This window comes from Asticcacaulis sp. AC466 (assembly GCF_000495815.1).
Lineage (GTDB): Bacteria > Pseudomonadota > Alphaproteobacteria > Caulobacterales > Caulobacteraceae > Asticcacaulis.
In genome coordinates this window covers 32,387-52,038 of record NZ_AWGE01000019.1, presented here as the reverse complement: position 1 = coordinate 52,038, position 19,652 = coordinate 32,387, and the positions used below count along the sequence as shown (strand labels likewise).

At 56.7% G+C, this 19,652-nt stretch carries 18 protein-coding genes, 1 pseudogene and 1 other annotated feature; of the genes and pseudogenes, 2 read left to right on the top strand and 17 right to left on the bottom strand.

The features are described from left to right. Positions 1-126 precede the first annotated feature (126 nt). Together AEAC466_RS39545 and AEAC466_RS45040 are read right to left on the bottom strand one after the other, a co-directional pair. A complete protein-coding gene (locus AEAC466_RS39545; RefSeq protein WP_023459483.1) occupies positions 127-1,608 on the bottom strand; it encodes a SulP family inorganic anion transporter in 1,482 nt (493 codons plus the stop codon). A 72-nt stretch (positions 1,609-1,680) separates the two neighbouring features. Beyond that, positions 1,681-1,734: a sequence feature (sul1 is cis-regulatory element that is thought to sense ions involved in sulfur or methionine metabolism; They are found in Alphaproteobacteria), on the bottom strand. A gap of 391 nt (positions 1,735-2,125) precedes the next feature. Next, positions 2,126-2,348: pseudogene (locus AEAC466_RS45040) on the bottom strand (IS110 family transposase); the annotation flags it as partial. A 483-nt stretch (positions 2,349-2,831) separates the two neighbouring features. On the opposite strand from AEAC466_RS45040, the gene AEAC466_RS39540 reads away from it, so the two are divergent. Continuing rightward, positions 2,832-4,292, top strand: coding sequence for a methyl-accepting chemotaxis protein (locus tag AEAC466_RS39540; RefSeq protein ID WP_023459482.1), 1,461 nt, complete (start codon positions 2,832-2,834; stop codon positions 4,290-4,292). Between the two features lie 228 nt (positions 4,293-4,520). Here AEAC466_RS39540 and AEAC466_RS39535 read toward each other — a convergent pair whose 3' ends face one another. Then, the gene (locus tag AEAC466_RS39535; RefSeq protein WP_031239285.1) at positions 4,521-5,372 is read right to left on the bottom strand and encodes a DNA adenine methylase; all 852 of its coding nucleotides are present in this window, start codon (positions 5,370-5,372) and stop codon (positions 4,521-4,523) included. 345 nt (positions 5,373-5,717) lie between these two features. After that, complete coding sequence (locus AEAC466_RS44610; RefSeq protein WP_155913796.1) at positions 5,718-6,122, bottom strand: SOS response-associated peptidase family protein; 405 nt, start codon at positions 6,120-6,122, stop codon at positions 5,718-5,720. Between the two features lie 337 nt (positions 6,123-6,459). Here AEAC466_RS44610 and AEAC466_RS39525 point away from each other — a divergent pair, with 337 nt between their 5' ends. After that, positions 6,460-7,005, top strand: coding sequence for a hypothetical protein (locus AEAC466_RS39525; protein ID WP_023459479.1), 546 nt, complete (start codon positions 6,460-6,462; stop codon positions 7,003-7,005). A 571-nt stretch (positions 7,006-7,576) separates the two neighbouring features. Here the strand turns inward: AEAC466_RS39525 and AEAC466_RS39520 are convergent. The 13 genes from AEAC466_RS39520 to AEAC466_RS39465 all read right to left on the bottom strand — a co-directional run bounded on the left by AEAC466_RS39520 (position 7,577) and on the right by AEAC466_RS39465 (position 19,651). Then, positions 7,577-7,978 (bottom strand): hypothetical protein, encoded by a 402-nt coding sequence (locus AEAC466_RS39520; RefSeq protein ID WP_023459477.1) that lies wholly within the window; start codon positions 7,976-7,978, stop codon positions 7,577-7,579. A gap of 126 nt (positions 7,979-8,104) precedes the next feature. Next, positions 8,105-8,500, bottom strand: coding sequence for a hypothetical protein (locus AEAC466_RS39515; protein WP_023459476.1), 396 nt, complete (start codon positions 8,498-8,500; stop codon positions 8,105-8,107). Then, on the bottom strand, positions 8,493-8,939 hold the full coding sequence (locus AEAC466_RS39510) for a D-Ala-D-Ala carboxypeptidase family metallohydrolase (RefSeq protein WP_023459475.1): 447 nt from the start codon (positions 8,937-8,939) through the stop codon (positions 8,493-8,495). The genes AEAC466_RS39515 and AEAC466_RS39510 overlap by 8 nt, the downstream gene beginning before the upstream one ends. Further along, the gene (locus AEAC466_RS39505) at positions 8,936-9,220 is read right to left on the bottom strand and encodes a hypothetical protein (protein ID WP_023459474.1); all 285 of its coding nucleotides are present in this window, start codon (positions 9,218-9,220) and stop codon (positions 8,936-8,938) included. The genes AEAC466_RS39510 and AEAC466_RS39505 overlap by 4 nt, the downstream gene beginning before the upstream one ends. A gap of 144 nt (positions 9,221-9,364) precedes the next feature. After that, complete coding sequence (locus tag AEAC466_RS39500; RefSeq protein WP_031239282.1) at positions 9,365-10,219, bottom strand: DUF3800 domain-containing protein; 855 nt, start codon at positions 10,217-10,219, stop codon at positions 9,365-9,367. A gap of 37 nt (positions 10,220-10,256) precedes the next feature. After that, positions 10,257-12,179: a hypothetical protein gene (locus AEAC466_RS39495; RefSeq protein ID WP_023459472.1), complete on the bottom strand. Its 1,923-nt coding sequence runs from the start codon at positions 12,177-12,179 to the stop codon at positions 10,257-10,259. Beyond that, positions 12,179-12,421, bottom strand: coding sequence for a hypothetical protein (locus AEAC466_RS39490; RefSeq protein WP_023459471.1), 243 nt, complete (start codon positions 12,419-12,421; stop codon positions 12,179-12,181). The genes AEAC466_RS39495 and AEAC466_RS39490 overlap by 1 nt, the downstream gene beginning before the upstream one ends. Before the next feature lie 21 nt (positions 12,422-12,442). Next, positions 12,443-14,833, bottom strand: a complete 2,391-nt coding sequence (locus AEAC466_RS39485) for a hypothetical protein (RefSeq protein ID WP_023459470.1) — start codon at positions 14,831-14,833, stop codon at positions 12,443-12,445. Next, entirely contained in the window at positions 14,815-15,015 is a 201-nt protein-coding gene (locus AEAC466_RS39480; protein ID WP_023459469.1) for a hypothetical protein, read from the bottom strand. The genes AEAC466_RS39485 and AEAC466_RS39480 overlap by 19 nt, the downstream gene beginning before the upstream one ends. After that, complete coding sequence (locus AEAC466_RS39475; protein ID WP_023459468.1) at positions 15,012-17,993, bottom strand: hypothetical protein; 2,982 nt, start codon at positions 17,991-17,993, stop codon at positions 15,012-15,014. Before AEAC466_RS39475 ends, AEAC466_RS39480 begins: the two co-directional genes overlap by 4 nt. Further along, a complete protein-coding gene (locus AEAC466_RS43930; RefSeq protein WP_155913794.1) occupies positions 17,993-18,460 on the bottom strand; it encodes a DUF6950 family protein in 468 nt (155 codons plus the stop codon). Before AEAC466_RS43930 ends, AEAC466_RS39475 begins: the two co-directional genes overlap by 1 nt. Beyond that, the gene (locus tag AEAC466_RS39470; RefSeq protein ID WP_023459466.1) at positions 18,426-19,010 is read right to left on the bottom strand and encodes a hypothetical protein; all 585 of its coding nucleotides are present in this window, start codon (positions 19,008-19,010) and stop codon (positions 18,426-18,428) included. Before AEAC466_RS39470 ends, AEAC466_RS43930 begins: the two co-directional genes overlap by 35 nt. Beyond that, positions 19,007-19,651 (bottom strand): hypothetical protein, encoded by a 645-nt coding sequence (locus AEAC466_RS39465; protein ID WP_023459465.1) that lies wholly within the window; start codon positions 19,649-19,651, stop codon positions 19,007-19,009. The genes AEAC466_RS39470 and AEAC466_RS39465 overlap by 4 nt, the downstream gene beginning before the upstream one ends. Position 19,652: the final 1 nt, after the last annotated feature.

Sequence of the window (19,652 nt, the reverse complement as noted above, 5' to 3'; positions counted from 1 at the left end):
TGTCCCCGCAAGATTGCCACGATTTCAAACTCCACTGAAGCCGTCAGGTCTTGTCTGATTGCGATCTCACAGGAAACCCCTTGATTCCCTTACTGAGAAGTCTCGTTTTACCGAGACATTTTCAATCTAGTGACCGGTTCCCGTTGGTAGATGGGTTTTGTCAAACTGTCCGACACGTTCTACCAAAGTCGTACTGGCCTCGCTCATGCCTGTCACATGCACTTCTGCTCCGGCACGCCTATATTTGAATACAACCGCGTCAATAGCTGCGATAGCCGTCAGATCCCAGATATGCGCGCCTGATAGATCTATTTCGACCTGCTTCGGATGGCCATGGAATTCGAAGCTTGCTTTCAGAAATTCAGCTGACACGAAGAAGAGTTGCCCACGAACGACGTAGTGCAGTCGCGGCTCGTCATCCGGTGCGGTTTGTTCGACAGACAAGAGTCTGGCCACTTTCGTAGTGAAGAAAAGGGCCGACAGGATCACGCCCGCTACGACACCCTTTGAAAGATCGTGCGTAGCGACTACGGTCACCGTAGTCACAAGCATGACAATGTTCGACTGGATCGGCGTTGTCTTGAGGCGACTTAGCGAGTTCCAGTCGAATGTTCCGATCGACACCATAATCATCACGGCGACAAGTGCGGCCATCGGAACCATGGCGACCCATTTTTGAAGAACCAGCAATAGGATTAGAAGGAACACACCAGACCAAAGTGTTGATAGTCGACCGCGCCCGCCGGAGGTGACGTTGATCATGGTTTGACCAATCATAGCACAGCCGGCCATACCACCAAAAAAGCCTGACAGGACATTGGCGATACCCTGACCACGTGCCTCGCGATCCTTGTTAGAGGGTGTGTCAGTGACATCATCGACAAGGCTTGCCGTCAGCAGCGTTTCCAGCAGTCCGACGCAGGCCAAGGTGGCTGAAACGGGCGCGATAATTGCCAACGTTTCCCAGGTCAACGGAACCTGGGGCATATGCAAACTGGGTAGAGCTGTAGGCAAACGCCCCATATCACCAACAGTGTGAACGTCAAGATGCATGAGTTGCACGATAACAGTAATGACAATGATCGCGACCAGCGGCGATGGTACGGCTTTGGTGACGCGCGGCAACAGGTAGATGATGATCAGGGCGCCCGCGATCAAAGCATATGTGGCGTACGGCACATGAAGCATTTCCGGCAATTGTGCCAGAAAGATCAAGATCGCCAGGGAATTGACGAAACCTGTCATAACAGATCGAGAAACGAAGCGGATTAGCTTGGCGAGGCCAAGCAAACCAATGATAATCTGAAAAGCACCGGTGAGAAGCGAAGCGGCGAAGAGGTATTCCAAACCATGCGTTTTTACCAAACCGCCCATTAGTAGAGCCATGGCGCCGGTCGCGGCCGATATCATAGCGGGGCGTCCGCCAACAATAGCTATTGTAATCGCGATAACGACTGAAGCGAAAAGGCCAACGGCTGGATCGACGCCGGCAATAATAGAAAAGGCAATAGCTTCCGGAATTAGAGCGAGGGCGACAAGCGTGCCGGAAAGTAGGTCGGAGCGCGCATTGTCCAACCAATCGCGCCGAAGCGCGGTCAAAGAAATCATGATTTTACCTAACGAAAAGAGGTCACAGCGCGCAGCGCGAATGCCGGCGCAGGCGAAGCGAAATGTTTTTATGGTTGTCCGGGGGATCGGCGCCCGGAGTAGCCACCTGCTAAACGCAAGTCCAGTTTTCACCGATACCTATGGCACATGCGCCATAATTGTGCAACGCAGAGACCGGATAAGCCGCGCACCCAAGCGGTATATCCCCCCCTTTCTTACGTCGATAAGCGAAGTCTAAGACCCACCGCAGCGCAGGGAGCCTGATAGCTTTAAAATTATGTCGGTCGGCCGACAGAAGTAAAGATCCAAGAGGCTCGCTCTTGTCTACGAAGTCGGCGCCAGGCCGCTTCCAGATGGTGGTCCGACAGTCGAAGGTTGCCATCTACTCGGCGTGCGTGTTGCACACAGATTGCAACGCAATCTCTTCAAACCGGTCCTTGCGGACATTTATTCGCCAGCAGGCGAAACCTAAATCTCGATCATCAACATGACAAACGCATACCGCTGCCACTTGAACAGTGTCGGCCTTCGACCAACGGAACACCGTCCCGTCAGCCCAGATGCGATGCATTACGATTGCCAGTTTGCGCGAATTGGCAACGATAGCGCAACGCTACCCGTGGTTTGGCCACCGCCAAACCCCACGACCTGATCGTGGATACCTTGGTGCTTCGGGTCAGAAGCGCCAGCGCCGCTTGATAAAGAATTGTTCGCATCGCTGCGTCACCGCTCTTCGATATGCCGCTGCTTCAATCCGTCTCTCCCTGAGCCAATTGTAGGGCCGGGCCGCATTAGTGCCTGCTTCCAACCCAACTCTCTAAACCGCCTAGCCAGTGCTATCGAGATAGTCTGACACATCTTCTCGCTGAGAGGTTCCTCCATTGCGATAGCGAGTATAGATTACCACAGGTTCGTATGCCGATCGCAATCACCCCATCTAGTCCAGACGCCGAGCGAGCTTGGTATCACGCCCGAAGATCTACTGCTAAGGCGTTCACCTCTCGACACTATTGGAAGCGCCTGGCATTCGCCAATGGACGACGTCTGCAAGAGGCAATGTTAAGCGCTGCGGTATCGAGATGCCTGGCGAGCGAACAGGCCTTCGATCCGTGCGGCAAGTTTAAAGCAAATTTAAGAATTTCGCCCCATTTCTTGTGGGTATTAAATAAAAACTAACTGCCAAATCCGTAAAAATTGGGGAGCCAGAGATGGGTAATTGGAACATGTTCACCAAGGCAGAATTTAACTCTGCCCAAGCAAAGCTGGACGCCTTAAATCGCTCTTTGGCCATCATTGACTTTTCTATGGACGGTACGATTCTGGATGCCAACGAGAATTTTCTGCGCGTTATTGGGTATGATTTGGGCGAGATCAAAGGAAAGCACCACAGCTTATTCGTTGACCCCGCCTTTGCACTGAGCGCTGAGTATGAGCGTTTCTGGCAAGACCTGAAGCGCGGAACATTTGCCTCAGGCGAGTTCCTGAGACTGGGTAAGGGTGGCGCTAAGTTCTGGCTGGAAGCCACTTATAATCCGGTATTCGATGAGCACGGCAAGCCCACGCGGGTTGTTAAGTTTGCTTCGGACATCACGGCCAAAAAGAATGAAACCAGCCGTTTGCTGACCATGATCGACGGCATGCCGGTAGCCGTTATGACGGTCGACCCGAAGAATGACTTCCGCATCAACTACCTCAATGCCACTTCTGAGAAAACTCTGGGCGCGATTGAACAGTATCTGCCGGTAAAAGTGGTAGATATGTTGGGCGCCTCGATCGATATCTTTCACAAGAACCCTTCCCACCAACGACAGATGTTGGCCGACGACCGTCATCTACCGCATAGGACAAAGATCAGGATTGGACCTGAAGTTCTCGAACTACAGATAACAGCCATCAAAGGGCCTGATGGCGAGTATATCGCGCCAATGTTGACCTGGGCCATCATTACCAACCAGGAAAGTATTGCTACAGACGTGTCCCAGGTCGTCGCCGCAGTGTCCCAAGCGGTTGACGATATGCAGCGCTCAGCCGACGGTCTGGCAGGGGCTGCCGAGAACGCCAGCGAGAGAGCCTCCTCGGTAGCGGCCAGCTCGGAACAGATGACCGGCGCTATACATGAAATCTCCGGACAGGTGAGTCGGGTATCAGATCGCGCACAGCAGATCGCGATACAGGCCGCGACTACGGATACGACAGTGCGCTTGCTGGCTGAAAATGCGCGCAAGGTTGATGCCGTTGTCGCTATGATCAATTCGATTGCCGCACAAACCAACCTGCTCGCTCTGAACGCAACCATCGAATCGGCACGCGCTGGAGAGGCTGGTAAAGGGTTTGCCGTTGTCGCCGGTGAGGTCAAGGCCTTAGCTGGACAGACAGCCAAAGCGACCGATGAAATCACACAGCAGGTGAGCGCAATTCAAAAATCAACCGAAGAGGCCGTTTTGGCCATCGGAACCATTACCCGAGCGGTGGATGAGCTGTCGAACCTGACAACTGCCATGGCCGGCGCTGTTGAGGAACAGGCGGCGACCACACAGCAAATGTCCAGCAATATCACCGGTGTTTCCACGGCCGCCGCAGCAACGGGAGAACTTGCCGGAAACGTAAGCGCCATTGCCTCTGTCCTGGCCGGACACTCCGATGGTTTAAAAGGCAGCGTTGAGCGTTTCTTGAAAGCCGGCTGAAGTCATAAATCGCCCAATGGACTTTCAACGACGCCGTCAGGTTTTCGGCTTTTGATTCAAGTGGTAGCTATGGGGTTGCTGTGGGTGTATTTCGGACGCAGAAAAGCCTCCCGAAGGAGGCCTTTAATGTGTTGTATTTTCTATAACTTTGGTTGCGGGGGCCCGCAACACGTGCACCCCCCGAAACGGAACGGCACAAGAACTCCTATATAAAATAAGCGCTTGTGCTTAAATGAGTGTGGGCTGCGCGGCGGCCGGTGCGAGATTGATCCCCCGCCCGATCAGCAGCTCCCCTATGGCCGCGCCCCGATCTGCCTGGCCGATGGAATAGGTCGTCGATACCGGAATCATATCGGCCCAGGAGAAAAGCTCGCGGACCTCCGGCCGATCATTGATCGATAACAGGAACTTTCCCTCTATCGATTGCAGTTTGTCCGACATGCGTTGGAAATCTCCACGATAAAAGACCTCATCGCCATAGTCGCCTTCGCTGCCCCAATATGGCGGGTCCAGATAAAACAAGGTACCTGCTCGATCGTACCGGGTTATGAAATTAAGCCAGTCCAGGTTCTCGATCACGATGCCGGCCAGCCGGTTGTGCAGGCGCTCGAGGCGCGGCTTTATGCGCGCCAGGTCGAAATTGTGCGCGGCCGTTGCGTCGACGCCGAAAGATCTGCCGGCAACCTTTCCGCCGAAGGCGAGCGTCTGCAGATAGATAAAGCGGGCGGCGCGTTCGATATCAGTTAAATCCTTGTCACGCGCGTCCATCAGGCGGTCAAACTCGGCGCGCATCGCTGGCCGCCACTGCAGTTCACGAAACAGCGCCTGGTCGTGACGCTGAACCACCCGATAGAAATTGACCAGGTCGCCTGAGATATCGTTGACCACCTCGACGGCTGGCCGAACGGCTCGGCGCAAAAACACGCCACCCATACCAATAAATGGCTCGCAATAGGCTGCGTGTTGCGTCGCGGCGAGCAAAGCACAGATGCGTTTCGCTAGGTGACGTTTCCCGCCTATCCACGCTGCAGCCGGCTCTATCGGCGAAACCGAGGTGAGAACAAAAGAAGAACTTTTCATTGACAATTACCCCTCATCAGGAACAAGAATTGCCGGGCCTGCGTAGGCCGGCGGCGATGTTTTGAGATGACAGACGTGCATTTCAGCACATCGAGCGAGGGGATTTCTCGCTGTTTAACGCGTTGCAGCGCGTTAAACCCGCCAGAAGGCGGGAATGGTTCGATGACTAAGGCCCAACGGAATGAATGACGAAGACAGAAACCTTAAGCCAATTGAAAATAAACTGGTGATGATACCGTTTTACAGCTCGGTCGAAGGGCTTCTTCGTCGAGCCTTAGCCATAGCAACAACGGTTGGAAGAAGGTCAAATACTGGCCCTGGTCCGGAATGATCCTGGCGACATAATCACGCTATCTCCCCGAATGGGGTTGATTTCAGCATGTCGTCCGCCAGTGGCCGTTGAAGGTCCTTCGCGATTGACCAGTCCGCCGTCATCCACGTTTCCCACTCTTCAGGCTCCGTTAAGATGACCGGCATTGCTTTGCTGTGGATTGGGAAGACGACCTTATTGGCCCCCGTAGTCAGGAAGCCATAGAACTGCCCAACGGTCGGCCCCTCATCTTTTGCCCGGATTTGGCGCGAGTGCGTATCGCAGATGCCCGCAAAAAAGGCGACCTCACGACCATCGACAAATTCAAAGTAATGGTTTTTGTGCGACGCGTCCGGCTCGCTGAAGGTGGTGAACGGGACCAAACAGCGATTAACGACACCAAGCCACGGTCGCCAGTGTGAATACTGCGTGTTGCGAATATTTGTGACGCCCTCATTGGCCTGCCGGTTTTGGTAACGAGCTTATCGGCAGGCGTCGGCATTCCCCAGATCGCGTCATCAAGCAACAACTCCCCGGCTTCAAACCGTAGTATCGGCGCGCGGTAATTCGGAAAGATGCCGGGCAAGATATCTTGATTGCTTTTCCGACGCGCGGCGCGCCAGCCCTTAACGATATCGATGATGGCTTGGGCGTTTGTCGTCACATTGTAGGCGTTGCACATGGCGGGCTCCCTGTGTGAGGCGTCAAAAACTACCCTCTTGACTCCTCATCGACAATGAGAACAAATTAAGAACACTGTCAACCCGAGTATCCGCTATGAGCTTTCGTATCGATGAAATGGACTGGTTGACCACCTTCGAAGTGACGTGCAGGCGTTGCCGCGTGACGCGCATGTATCAGGTCCGCGAGTTGCTGCGGATGCCCTATTCCGACCTGTACCTGGGCGACCTGCAACACGTCCTCAAATGTCCGCGCCGGTGCGGCGGGTCGCAATATGTTTCCATGCCGGGCGGCGGTAGCCTGCCGGAAGCCCCGCTCGAAGACCGGCTAGATTACGGGTACGTTCAGGCCGTCCGCGACCGGCTGACAGACTGGAGACTGACGTTTACGCCTCAAAGATATCTTGAATTTTGTTCGCTCAATAAGGTGTCATGCGAACTGCGTCGGAACAGGGACGGCGAGTTTGTAAACCGCAAACTGCCCATTCCCACCGTCACGCCGAACATCGTCGTCAAGCTTCGGTATCCAGCCGGGCCGTTTCTTGATCCCACCGCTGTGCCCGTGATCGTGACAGATCGCGCGCCGGGCATATCACTTCATGGCACGATGCCGAATGGCCATATCCGTGAGATCGTAATTTAAGCCACAAAAACGCGGTTAATCCCGGAGAGGGTGACGGTGCCGAAGTATCTCCGCCCTAAACATCAAGTCGGACAACCCTCACTGGTCCGCGTCGCATTAAGACACGAGTAGACTCGTCTCACGGGCGAGATCAAACCCTGCAACCCCATCACAATTTGTTCCCGTTAACCTTTTCGGCTGTAGGTCAAAAATGCATATGTTATCTGGAAACACCTGCATTCTACTCAGGAGGGTTATATAGCAAAAAAAATCGGAAAAAGACGTACTATAGATAGACATTTATCTATCATTAACCACGAACTGTGGTGATATGTTTTGGCTGTCGGCAATCTTGCCTATGCCAACCGAAAGGTGAAAGCATGAACATTCATGTTGAACACTTCGGCGACATCTATCTTTCGACGCAGTTGGTGATCTTGATTGTCGAGGTCCTGATCATCAAACTGCGCCGACCAGATAAGTCTACCTGAGTGGGAGGGCGGCGGTAACGTCGCCCTTTTCACGCCGACACGATAATCCGCACCGGGTAAAACGGTCAAGTTAATCTCCGCTGAACCTAGTTAACAGTTAATTAGCCGCCAAAAACCTTCATTGCCAGCACACCGCAGACGGCACCCCCGATCGTGCCGAAGGCCGCAAGCACAAGGCCGAACCGCCCAGCGGCGATTTCTACCGCTCGCAAGCGTTCTTCGCGCGTTTTGTTGCTTGCATGAATCACATCCAGCTCGCGTCGAACTTCGGCTTTTACATCCATTAAGGCTTGCTTGAATTCAACCTCCATCTTTGCAAGCTGGGCCTCAAATTTCACGGCTTCGAATGTGATGACCTTGTCCCGAACCTCTTTCATGTCCGCGACCAAGCTCGAAATTTGCTCCCCCAACTGTTCAATATGGGCGGAGAGGGTACGCATGGCCACGATCTCACTTTGACGCAATGCCTGTTCCGATACTGGCTTGAGGACACTTTCCGACATTATTTCACGTCCCCTTGGGTGACCTTTACCTGTCCTTGCAGATCGATAAACCGCGCCCGGATTTGCCCTGCGATGTCGAGGATGTCTATCTGGCTGGCTAGGCATTGCGCACCGGCCTGCGTACCGTCAGGGCCGGTCTGGGGCCCCGGCAGAAGCGGCGGCGTCACCAGCAGGGCTGGATTGACCATTGGCGATTGCGGTCGCACGGGTGAGGAGCCGCACCCCGTCAGCGTCAACGCAACGGGCAGAATAGACCAGCGGATCAGCCTGTATGACACGCTCTTTTTCATGATAGATTTCCTTCACGGCGCCTTGCCGCTTTTGTTCGGAAGCCGCCGCATCCGCTGTGAGTAAATTAATTTCGGCCTGCTTTTCGGCGCGGACGGATTCCGCCGCCTGTTCTTCCCTGGCGTGCGCGGCAATTTCGATCGATTGGCCATCATGACGCCCGAAGGCATAGGTCGCGGCGTAGGTGCCCGCCAAAATCGCAACGGCCGCGCCGATCTTGAGCGCGCTAAGCATGGAGGCCGTTTTCGTACATGACCGGCTTGCCCGGCCGGAACCGCGCCGTCAGGCACTGTTGGCGTATCCGGGGATCAAACGAGATATGCACCCACGCACCTTCATAGATGAGCTGATCGAATTTGACGCCGCTGTCGCGGATCTTCTCCGCAACATGTAGCGGGATGCCGTAGCCGGGACATGTGAAATCCACGGCATAGCCCAGGGTGTGCGCCGACGTGTCCGCGCCGCCGACCACCTTATTAAGGTCAGGGCCACGATAGCCGCTCGATACTATGATTGGGTAGCTGAGGATCGTACGAACGAAATCCATATGCACGGCCGTATCAGCCAGACGGGCGGCAATGGCCGCTGACGGAACATTGCTGATCGACCGCCTGACGGCAATATCCGAATGCGTCAGTTCTGTGAGCGAAAAATACTTGGCTGGCCAGATCATGGCTGGATTTCCTCTTCAGTTTTCGGGGTTTCAACAGTCGCTTGCACAGACATGGTTGCCGTGCCCGGCGCCTGGCGGTTGTTCTGGCCTTGTGACGCCCCCCACCGGAAACCGGCGTATCCGCCGACGATGGTTCCTAGGAGCGTGCCCAACAGACTCGCGATGATAGGCAGATTGTTTTGCGGCGGATCGAAGAATATTAGCGATCCGACGCCGCCACCGATGATCAGCATCGCGCCGATGACCACAATGGCGTCGAGGGTGTCATATGTGCGGTTCATGAGAAGTTTCCGGCCATGAAAAAAGCCGCCCGGTGAAGGGCGGCAGGAAAGAGATCAAAATGTCTCCGCTACAACGTATCATGTAGTTTTTATCGTTGCGCTTTCGACTAAACTGGCCCGTCGCCTCGCCTTCTTTCCTCAACATTAGGAAGGATTGGGGATTGGCCAAAAACAGCCCGTACTACTTGGGGATCCAAAATCTCTAACTTGATCCACATTTCCGATTATTTCCCGAACGAAGTCTTCACCGAACTTCTGTCTTGCAAAATATCGTCTAAATCCAAAGGCAACGGCATCAGCCACTTGGACCAGTGGATCATCCGCCTTTCCTACGAATTGCACAGCGGGCCTTATTCGTGTGATGCGCATGTCACCGCTTTGATTTAGGTACCCCAATGCCTCATCCTCTGCCGTCCATCTGAGATGCTCAGGTTTAAAATAAGATGGATGATCTCTTCTGATCCTCGCTGTCAGCTTGAGATATTTCCTCATTTCAGGAACGTCTTCAGCAATTACCGCCGCGAGTTCATTGTGCTCTGCGTATTGTCGGATATTTCGATCAGCTATGGATAGACAATCGAGAAATGCTAAATAATGTTGGAACTGTTCATTGGACATACCCGTAGAAGCGGCCGCTTCAGCGACATGTACAGCCGCATCTCGCCACGCCGCCGAAACAGCCACGGCCATTCCGATACGACGCGGTATCGACATCATCCTCTTTAATAGCTGAAGTCGATCATGCATAGCCCATGCGTCTTGGTAACGCCTGCTACCAAAGACCGTTTTCGCATGAAAAACGAAGCCTTCGGCCAGATCGGCCGGCACTGCGCCAATTGCCTCAGCCACTAAGGCTTCAGCGGGAGTCACATGCAAGTCAGCATTAGCTATAATGCCTACGACGACGGTGACCGGCTCTTGTTGAGACGTCCCCGCTTCATCCATAAAAATAAGACGCATTTGGCCCACCACCACGAAGCAACCCGAAGCATGACGCATAGATTGATTCTACTCAATCAGGGCGTCATGTGCGCAGTTATGCAGCAGCCAACCACGGATTGACAATCGTCATCCCGTAACTGGCATGGATCAAGTAACCCGCGTTGATCGGGTGTATGCCGTCACCAGAATAAATACTGAGATTGGTTGCGTCGGCGGTATAGCTTGGTTGCGCATCGAACGCCGGGTCAGCACAGATATTGATGACCTTGTAACCGTAAGTGGCCGCGCCGTTTATGAGCAGATCATTCCCAATGAGACGCTGGGTTTCCTGCGCGGCCGTGTAGTCGCTGCGAGGCGGAACCGTGTACACAAAGTAAGCATCAATGCCATTTGCAAACGCGTACTGAACGAGCGGAATGAAAGTATTGTCGTATAGAGTTTGCGCCTGCGCGCCACTTTTATAGCTGTTACTCATGGCCATTTGAACAATGGCATTTTTCTGCCCTATCCGGCGAGCGGGCGGAATAGCGAGCGCGCGGGCAGCATAAATGGTTTCCAGGCTTTGGCCGGGGTTACAATTGTTCACGACGTTGGTTTGCTTGATGAGCTGCTTTTGCATTTGCCGCGACGTGTTCATCCCGTAGGTTGAACCGCTCCCTGCCCCCAGACTGTCTCCAATGTGGATGAGGTTGAAATCCGTTGGACGCACCACCTTAAAGGCCGTGTAGAGATCGGATTTGATCGCGGGTAAGGCTGCGGTCTTATCGGCCGCCGCGATGCCAAAGAACATCAAGTCGCCCTTGTTTGGAAAAGGCGCGAGATCCGTATTACCTATCCATCCGCCGCTGATCGTTCCCGCCGTACCCGCCGCGCGAGTTTCGGTCGTATCATTTTGGTGAATGGTCATGTTTGCCGCATTCGACACCATGGCTGTGACGACGGTGCGCGATTGAATAGGCGTGGTCAAATTTGTTGATCCGTCGCCCGCGAACAACATCATGCCCTTGTTTTGCTCACAGTAGAGCGTTGGACGGGGGTTCGTCGCGGTGCCCAGTTGGAAATACGCAGCGCCCGACCCTGTCGTCTGCGTCGAGTGAACCATGATGACGGTGAAGAGCTTGTTATTCAGAGACAAGGATGATGGCAGAGGAATTCCGGCCGCCAGACCGCTCATCGACAGCGCCGGGAAGCCGAAATAGTCGCTCGTGATTTGCGAATAGATTGCCCCTGCGGGAATGGGAATATCTTCAGCGAGCGTTCCATGGTTGTAGAACTTTGAGTACCGCCACGTCCCGGATCCCAAAACGGCATTTATGGCCGCAACGTCCATGTATCCGTTGGCGGCATAGCCAATATCCACAGTGGCACTATCCGAGGTTCGCATAATTTGGAGGCACGGCTTTGTCGCGCCAACTGGCTTGGCGAATGACACGACGATCAACAAATCGTTTGGGATATTCACGGATACAGCATCGGCTGCGGTAAGCGTGAAGGTCGTATCTTTCGGACTACCTGCCGTCGGCGTCTCACGCACGGTGACATCGAAGCTACCCACCGACGCGGGTGTCAGGCCCACTATGAGATTGCTACCCGATATCGCCACACGGCCATCGGGCGGGACAATGCTGAACGTCGAACCCGCTGCGGCGTTGCCGATCGCACCAATGACGGTGCCAGGCGGTGCCGTGGTACTGAGAGCGGTGCCGCTTAAGGTCAGGGTTGCCAGGAGGCCGGTCAATGTGAAGCTGTCTTCCATGGCGACACCGGCGGTATTTTGTACGCGAGCAACAAAGCTTGCTGTCCCGCCCGGCCCCAAGGCAGAGCCTAGCGACACCTGACCTGATGAACTGACGGTGACGTTCGTGCTGCCGGACATCTTAGAATAGGTTAGCGTGCCGGGAATGCCGGACGCGGTCAAACGTGTGGCGTTGGCCGTCGCCGTGGCGCTCACTAGTCGCGGCGACAGGTTTAAGCGACGGCCGCCACCTGAACCGCTGGAACCCAATGCACCAAACATTATGCAATCCCCAGTTCTTTGTTCGCGTCCAGCCAATAGTATTCCCAACTGCCGTCCACTACCGTCCAGGTGACGCTGCCCAGCGTCACAGCGACGTCGCCGCCTTTGGCGAGAATGCGCGCGAGACAAGGTCGATCTGGGGTGAAGGTCGCATTCTTGGAAGCAAACGGATTCCGCGCGACTTGCGGTTCTCCGTTCTGAGCCGAGGCAATGCCCTCGAACAAAGTGATTTCAGCAGCCATTTGGTTTTCCTTGCGTGTGGTTTATGGAACTGACGCGCCGTTGACGGTGATTTCCGGGTTGCGCGTGCCGATTGAGGTTGAGGAATCGGTGCCCCAGGGACCGGGCGCATAGGCCCCGGTTCCGGCCGGAATGGCGGGCAAAGGTGTGGTCCGGCCCGCGTACCAGTCGGCGGGGTTATTCGTGGTGCCGGGCGTGCGCAGATGGACGATATTGCGCGCCGGATTCCCGGTGTCAAAATAGCCGTGCGTGGCGTTGTTTTCAGGCGGCGCGCCACTGACCGATATCCCGTAAGTGCCAGTGACCAGATCAAGGACATTATCGTTCGCCGTACTGCCCTTGATATAGATCATCGCCCGCACGGGGGGCAGGCTGCCGGGCCGAACGCCGTGGCCCGGCCCCATATTGCCAACATCATCGAACGCGGCGAGATAGAACTTGTTTTTGCTGGCGGCATTGTTCGTGATGAATAGCGGGTCGGTATTGCTGATGCAGATGCCGTGGCCCCACGATTCCTGTACGCGAATATTGGTGACCGAGTTGCCGACGCCCAACTCGGTATAGTTGGCGGAGTTTTCGTGTATGAACGTCCCGCTTGCGCTGCCCCCGTTGTAGGAGCATTTGACGTTGGTCAGATTGGCCCCCGCCATGTGCGACAGGATACCCGCATGGCCATTGGCTTCGCAGTGCCAGCTATGCCCGTTCAAATCCCACAGCCCGCACCGGATGCCGCACCAGGAATTATAAAAGGCCTGCAAGCCGTACGCCTTGCCCGCGAAGGCCTGTTGCAACGATGCGCCTTCCCATTGCGCCTCGATAAAAATCAGGTTCTCGATATGACCGTATGGCGCACCTTCCCAGAAGGCGCCGAAATTGCCGCCCCGGATTTCGAAACAGCGCCGAAAAGATGTGTAGAATTGGCAATATTTCTGGCCGAAAAAACTGAGATTGATCAGACTGTAATGGTGCGGACGCTTGCTGGCATAGACGCCGGTGATCTTGTCGGCCACCATGGGCGACGTGGTGGACGAATTTTCCGGTCGTTGCGCGAACCCGCAGGTCTGCGACGCGAAGCCATAGATAGCAATCGATCCGAAACGGACGGCGGACACAATGGCGATACCGGTCATGACCACGACCTTGCCGCGTGAATAGTGGTCAGGCGGTTCGGCGTCATCGAACGCCCGCTGAATGCCGACCGTATCGTCAGTCCCCCACATCCCGTCCAGATTGGTTTGAGAACTAGGCGCGTTTAAAGGCGTCGATAGGGTGGCATCTGTGTAGAGACGGAAGTGTCGGCTATCTACAATCTGCCCGATCCAGCCGTAGTGACAGCCGTTGGTGCCGACGTTGGACAGCCAAAACTCCTTACCGATGTCCGCCGCCGTCACGACATTTGCGTCGGCCGACTCTATGACGGAAGATCCGGCCGACGACGTGAAGGCGCGATAGTCGCGGAAATCCATCTTGCAATTATAAGGGGGCTTGCGCGGATCGATGATGCCGCCGAAGACCTGCACAATCGCGTTGACACCTATCTGGCGCTCAAGGCCGGAGATGGTCAGGCCAAAGACGGCCGAAATTCCAGATAGGTCGGATTGCATCGTCACGTCCTGACGATGCGCTGCCATCAGGCCAAAAAGGTCGGCCTTGGCCAAAGCACGCCCACCGCCCGCCAAGGGATAGGTCACCGGCACCGTCGGTGAAGTCGTGTGGTCGCTAAATCCGGGCAATCCATCGATATTGCCCTGCGACAGTCCGCCGCCGCTGCCCGCTTCGAAAAGCATCTGCGCAATGCACGGCATATTATGGACCGCGCCATTATAGTCGACGACCGGATACTTGCCGTCGCCATTGGGCCCGCCGTTGACCACACCGTTCGCCCAGGCCGCCAGGCCGGTCGTGACGTTGTTGAGGTTCTGCAGCTCCAGCCCCATCGCCTGGTAAAGCGCGGTCGCATCCCATTCATCGGCTCCGGTCGCGGGGAAGAGGAAGATACGAGCGCGAATGCTTTTCGATGGCCCATCAGTGACGAACTTGGCGCGTAAATAACGATACCGGGTGCCGGCATAGACCGTCGTGAACTTGGCCAGGGACGGCACCGGCAGGATGGCACCGACATTGATCTTGACGACATCGCGTTTTCCGGCGCTGAAATCCGGCGTTGTCGAGGATTCTACCCACACCTGATAAGTGTTACCGGACGCGGTGTTGAGCGCCTTGGTATCGACCGCCAACAGGCCGCGCCACGGATCGGTGCCCGCCTGGGTGTCGAAGATCCGCGCGACGCCCGCGACCTGGCCGTACCCGACCTGGACGCCCGCTCCGGGCGGCGCAAACGCCGTCAGCCCGTCGTCGAGCAGGTAGGCGGGATCAATCGGATCAAGCACGGCCATCAGGCGACCACCGTGCATTCGGCGGCGTCATAGGCCGGCGCATCGGCCAGCCGTCGCACCGACTCATCCACCAGACGATAGGCATCACCCGGCGCCAGCATGTCGAGATTGGTCTGAATCGCCTCGGGAGATCCGCGAAGCACAGCCCAGGGCGCGCCGCCCTTGTAGATGACATAGACCGGATTGAGAGTGTCGCTCATTTCTTTTTCACTTCCACGGTAAAGTTGAGGTAGTTGAGATCGCGATTAATGCCGCTTCCGCCGGTGTCGCCGATATCGGTTCCGGTCACAGTTTGTGCGGTCAGGGTGTAGGTGACGCTCGAGGTGTAGCCCGCGAGATCATCGACAAAATCGATGTAGTTGGTCGGGAAATTGCTGTTCAACTTGGTGCCCAGAGAGCCGCTGATATTGGTTCCGTTGCGGAAAACCTTCAGACGCAACGCAATCTCTGTCGAAGACGGATTGCCGACATTTGCGCGCCATTGGATACGGACGCGGCCGCCTTTTGGGTTGATCGCCAAGGTCGCAATCGTCTTTTCGGTCGACAGGTTGCCGATAAAACCCACGTCCAAAGACAGAAAATCGGTCACGGCATTGTTGGCGATCTGCAAGGTGTTGGTAGATCCGGCGACCAACAGGGCCCCGTCAACCTCGACATCGGCCGTAAAGATGACCTTATCGCCCGAGATGATCATCGGCGTTTTGGCGACGCCACCGATGGCCGTGGAAATAAAGCGGATGACACCGGACACGAAATCGAGCGTTGCCCGGTTGCCATTGACGCCGCCCTCGATACCCGTCACGGCCCCATTTGACGACGACACAGAGAGGGCGAACCGGCCGGACTGGGCATCGAGCGCCTGCATTACCTGTGAGACGGTGACCGAGTCGGATCCGAAGACACTTTTGACCAAACTTAAGAAGGTCGCCAGATTTGTCGTGCCGTCACTCATGACCAGGCTACTGTTCAACGCCATTGCCGAACCGTCCGAGGTCAGCGCCGCTATCAGGTTGACCATGTTCAAGGCATTGGTCGCCTTATAGAGCGCATTGATCGCCTTGGTCTGGTTGGACTCACCCGATGAGTCGAAGTTCAACGCATCCTGATAGTCGCGCCAGGCCTGGTTCAACACGGACTGGAATATCAGTTCGTCCGCGCTGGCGGCGATATTGGCGACCACCTGTCCCGCAGGCACGCCCGCGACCGCTGCCGTATCCTTTGAGGTATTTTCGCTGGTCTTGTCCGCCCCGGGTTGGGCGGGCTTCAATTCATTGATGTCCGTGCCATCGGCATAGGCCGTAGGGAAATAGGGCGCGGCCGCATGTGTCACCGACACGGCCGTCGGAGGCCCGTACCATTCCGTCAGACGCCCCGCTATGTTGGCCCTGACCGTGACGTGATAATCGCCGATGCCGACCGGTCCCGCGCGCAGTTCAATGCCGCCCGTGACGACATCGCCCTCTTGCCAAGGCCCATCCGTCGCCGCGCCAGTGCTGTCGATAATGCTCAGCTGGTAGGTGCGGCTGTCATCATGCGGATTGTCAACCTTGACGACAATGAGCGCTGCCCGATCGCTCTGAAAGCTGGCATAGGCGTCGAGCAATTCCGGCGGCGGCAGGACGTCCGGTAGCGTCCGGTTCGTCTCATTCGGTTTAAACCCCTCCTCGAGCGCTGGCGTCCAGGCATCGATATTCGCCCCTGACATCCGAACCGGAAAGGTCACCGACAGCTTCGTGAAATCGACAACGCCCTCGCCGGTGATTTCGACGACGATATTGCGCATCGACATCGGGCCGCGCGACCGAACCACCCGCACCCAGCGGTGGCCCAGATCCGCGACGTCCAGGCCGGACAGATCCATGGTGATCGTGCCTCGCCGTGGGGCGCGGCGGCGGTACATTTCTCGCTTGAGCAGGCGGCGCGCCTGGCTGTGACTGGGCACCATCGCCAAGTCGAAGGTATCGCGGATCTCGCCCTCGCGTTGGATAGCCTCCTCATCAGCCCACGGATCCATGGGTTGGGCTGTGTAGTCATTGTCCGGCGACAGGAACGCGCCTTCGAGGAGATTGACCTTTGCCGAGGCATCCGTGCCGCGCTCCCAATTGAGGCTGATCAGGCTTGAATCCGTCACTTCAAACGTCGGATTTATATACTGCCCGACCCGCACCATGCGCGACCCGTCCGACCGCCGCATCGTCCAGCCGTCGCAGGCCTTCATAAAGGTCTGGCGGACCGTATCTTCCTTGTCCTGGGCCAAGGTCATCAGGGCGACCGAATATCGCGCCTCGGACACGCCATCTTTGCGCATCACCGTTTCATCGCAAATATCGGCGGCGAGCGTCCAATAGGCCAGTGCTGGCGCGATCTCTTCCGCCCACGCCGCCAGCTGCTGCGGGTTCGGCGTGACATTGTCCTCAGACGCCCGCTCCAGGTACCGTCCGTACCATTCCCATGTGGCCCAACACAGGATGGCGTTTTGCGACCATTTCCACGTCGCCGGATTCGTCAGAACCTGCGTGCTGTCCCGCCAGTCATAGACGGGCGACAGGCGCGTCACGACCGATACCAGCGGCTCGCCGTTCGGATAGCGGCGGCTCAGGTCCTGTTGCCGCACCGACTTGACCATCATGTCGAGGCTGGCAATGCCGTCGTTACGGTGTGCATTGGTCCATAGGCTCCCACACGCCGCCACCAGATCCGGTGTTGGGATCTCGGTCGAGCGGCCGGGACGCAACCATATCCCGATGAGGTTTTCGGCAAATGCGTCGCCGATGCTCTGGACGTAGTGATTGCTTTTGACCGTCACAGCCTGGTCGTTGAGATAGACCTGTTCGAAGCCGTCAACGCGGCCTTCGTGCAGCATGTTCGATTCGACGGCCCAGCCCGGAACGCTTGCCCACAGGGCGCGCGGCCCGGAGACACGCATACGGCCATAGCCTTGCCGCACAGGCGGGCGGGTCTGCTTCAAGGGCGTTTGCACGGCCTCAGGCGAGGGAAGCGCAGGCATGGTCGCGACCGTGATGGCGGCGGTACCGGCGACGGTCAGGGCGGTGCTGGTGACGAAATAGGCCGTTTGGGCCAGTAGGATGGCCGTACTGCCGGATATGCCCGCGTCCAGAGCGGCTGACATGACCCATGCAGCGGCGGCCTCAGCAACATATGCGATTGAATTGGGCATTATGCCGCCTCGATTCGAAAGGCTAAGGCGTGCCGTGCACGCCCTTCGAGAAGGCCATTGGCTGTTAGATTGCACCAGTGCCCGGGCGCGGTACAGATGCCGCCCGCGAGTTCAGCTACCCCCCGGCCAGAGATGATATGCACCAGGCCGACATCGCCGACCGTCGGGGTATCGGTCATCTCAAACCCCTCGCGTGCCATCGCGGTCCGCACAAGCGCTTCGATGCCGCCGGCGTCCGAGACGAGCCGGAGCGCCGATCGCGCGTCATGGTAAGCGTTGCGCCAGGGTGCGGCCGGGTCTCGGCCGGAGACGAGCGCAACCCAGTTGGCTGGCCAGATCAGGCAGTCATGTGTGCGCCACCCGAACGGCGTATCGAACGCACGGTCAAGGAAGCCGCCAAGGCGGTTGGAGTTCATTTGCATGTTCAGAAAGCTATTTCCCCGGCGGCGGCCAGGTACGGGTTGCATTATTATCGAGGCCGGGCACGTTCGATAGGCCCAGGTCGCCGGGCTTGGCGCGGTCCGGCGTCCAATAACCGCCCTTGCCACGCTTGCGCATGACATCGCCATATCCGAGATCGACCGATACGCCGGCGGCATGGGTATCGTCGGAAGTCGGTTCACCAGTCGTGACCAGGGAAAACGACACCTTCGTGATGCGGTAATTTTTCATCCAGTACGGCGGTCGGACGATTTGCCAGTCTGCGTCGAACTGGACGAAACCGATATGCACCGGCTTACCTTCAACCAGATCGGCATCCATATCGACCAGATCGATCATCCGGTCGTCGACGCCAACCAGGCCAACCTTCAGGGAGTCCGCCGTGCCAGAAGCCAACAGGTTGAAGCTAGGCAGATCCGCGTTAAAATCGATTCCGACATAGATCCCGCCGGTTGTATCCACGGCATCGGCGGCCAGGTGCCTGGGGCCCATGCCGGTCCAAAACCGCACGGGCGGGTCGATATCGACAAAGTAGAAGAACGCTGGCCGAATATTGCGATCGGTAATTTGCGTCATAGCGCGTTCTGGTAGCTAAAATCTTCAATGAACAGGATTTGCGGACGCGCCTTGTAGGGCGGCATGAGTTTCGGCCAGATATCCTTGGCCGTGGATTTGACCTTCATCACAAGACGCAGGTTTTTAAAGTCGATAACGGTATTGGCCGCGACCGCTTCACGCAAAGGGGGGCGGATCTTGCAGCGATAGACCCCGGACCCGAGCGCAGTACTGGAAAAGATGCTGTAGAGCCTAGCCCCGGCAAGCGGGTGATTAATCGTCATCTTGTGTCCGCGCGCCGGCGCATCGCCGGTCATGACCTTGATGTCGATCGAGGTCGCCGCCAGATTGGCCGCCGCATTTGCCTTAAATGCCATCGTGTCGGGCGTTGCGGTGCCGACCGGCATCGGAAAGCCAGCGACCACGGGCACTTCGACGGTCGTGAATCCGTCGCCAATTTCGGTGCACAGACCGCACCATTCCAGATGCTGCGCATCCGTGGACACGCGGATCTCGGAAAGCTCGAAACACCAATAGCCGCCACCTGACCAATCCGCCTCCTGTCCGACACCGTTCAAGGTATTGCCGCCGGACACCCGCGTATTCGCCAGCCAGGGCTGGAAGGCCTTGGCGCCGAAGAGTGAATAGGGAAATTGATACACG